General features: G+C 68.8%; 1 pseudogene. It reads left to right on the forward strand.

The features are described from left to right. A pseudogene (gene fliI / locus JWG43_RS20935) lies at window positions 1-433 on the forward strand (flagellum-specific ATP synthase FliI); the annotation flags it as partial.

Genomic DNA, 433 nt, shown 5'->3' on the forward strand with positions numbered 1-433 from the left:
GCCTATATGACCATGGCCATCGCCGAGTATCTGCGCGACCAGGACCTGGAGGTGCTGTGCCTGATGGACAGCGTCACCCGCTTTGCGATGGCCCAGCGCGAGATCGGTCTCGCCGCCGGCGAGCCCCCGACGACCAAGGGATACACCCCCACCGTCTTCACCGAACTGCCCAAGCTTCTGGAGCGCGCCGGTCCCGGCCCGATCCGGCCCGACGGCACGACGGCGGCGCCCATCACCGCCCTGTTCACCGTGCTGGTGGACGGCGGCGACCATGACGAGCCGATCGCCGACGCCGTGCGCGGTATTCTAGACGGCCACATCGTCATGGATCGCAAGATCGCCGAGCGTGGGCGCTTCCCCGCCATCGACGTGCTGAAGTCGGTCAGCCGCACCCTGCCCGGCTGTCAGACCCCGCCCGAGCGCGAGCTGAACA

Source organism: Desulfobulbus alkaliphilus (genome assembly GCF_016918545.1).
GTDB lineage: Bacteria > Desulfobacterota > Desulfobulbia > Desulfobulbales > Desulfobulbaceae > Desulfobulbus > Desulfobulbus alkaliphilus.